This is a genomic window from Kitasatospora sp. NPDC093558 (genome assembly GCF_040683475.1).
Taxonomy (GTDB): domain Bacteria; phylum Actinomycetota; class Actinomycetes; order Streptomycetales; family Streptomycetaceae; genus Kitasatospora.
The window spans coordinates 1-1,276 of record NZ_JBFBDY010001240.1; the positions used below are offsets into that span (position 1 = coordinate 1).

At 70.7% G+C, this 1,276-nt stretch carries 1 protein-coding gene and 1 pseudogene; both read left to right on the forward strand.

Features of this window, described 5'->3' with window-relative positions; genetic code table 11:
- On the forward strand, nucleotides 1-948 hold a 948-nt coding region (locus AB0O00_RS40035), incomplete at its 5' end, for a thioesterase domain-containing protein (RefSeq protein WP_363659590.1).
- A pseudogene (locus tag AB0O00_RS40040) lies at nucleotides 945-1,276 on the forward strand (hypothetical protein); the annotation flags it as partial. The gene AB0O00_RS40035 and the pseudogene AB0O00_RS40040, both read left to right, overlap by 4 nt.

Below are 1,276 nucleotides of genomic sequence, written 5' to 3' on the forward strand. Positions count from 1 at the left end.
GCAGTACTTATTCCCTTCAGTACCGGCGGCAAGGGTCCGGTACGGGTGCTGTTCCACGCCGGTCTCGGCACCATGGACTGCTTCCGGCCGCTGGCCGAGGAGTTGGTGGCCCAGGACCTCGGCCCGGTGCTCGGCATCGTCATCGACGACACCGACGTCTACTGCTCGCTCGATCCCGCCGAGGTCATCGAGCGGCTGGCGGACGACTACACCGAGCGCCTGCTCGCCGAGGGCCACACCCGGTTCCAGCTCGTCGGCTACTGCCTCGGCGGCCTGTTTGCCGCCGAGGTCGCCCGACGGCTGGCAGAACGCGGGGTGCAGGTCGAGGACTTGGTCCTGGTGAGCAGCCACCCCGTGGTCGTCGACGTCGAGGACGACCTGATGATCGAGATCCTCTTCGTCCCCAACCTGCACATCACCCTCCAGCAGACCGGTTTCGGGGAGATCGACTCCGCCGACATCCTGCGCGCTTTCACCGAGGTCATGCGGCGCCATGGCGGCCGGGTCCCGAAGGGCGCGCTGGCCGAGGTCGGCGGCGACGTCCGACTCGACCAGGCCGCGGCGTACTTCCGCCACCTCGGCGACCACAGCCGCGAGCAGCGCTTCGCCCGGTACGCGGCCGCCGTCGCCGAGGTGAACGGCCAGGAGATGCCGGCCGAGATGGTCACGGGGATGTTCCGCGTCTTCCGGCAGAGCTTCCTGTCCGCGCGGTTCACCCCGCCGCCGTACGCCGGGGACATCCGCTTCCTGCGCCCGAACGCCGACTCGGGCTTCGCGCCCGGCATGGACGACACCACGCTCGCCTTCTGGCGCGAGGTGTGCCTCGGCGACCTGCCGATCACCGACATCGAGGGCAACCACTTCACCTGCATCGAGGAGCACAACGCGCCCCGCGTGGCCGAGCTCATCGCCGCACCCATCAACGCCGCAGAGGGGATGACGCCGTGAACCGTCACTACCGGGAGGCCCTGGTCGAGGACCGGTTCGACCCGCTCGCCGTGGTCGCACAGCTCGTGCACTCCGGCCTGCTCACCGAGTACGTGGTGTACGAGCGCGGGCAGCGCTGGTACGTCGCGGCCGACCCGCTGGGCGAGATCCGCGTCGACGCAAACGAGGTCCGCAGCACCTTCGGCGCCACCGAGCCCTGGTCCGGGACGCCCTGGCGCGCCATCCAGGCCGCACTCGGCCAGGTACCGGTGGCGGGCTGGCACGCCTACGGCTGGGCCCGCTTCGAACTGGCCAGCGGCGACCGCAGAGCGGCGCACGCGACCCTGGC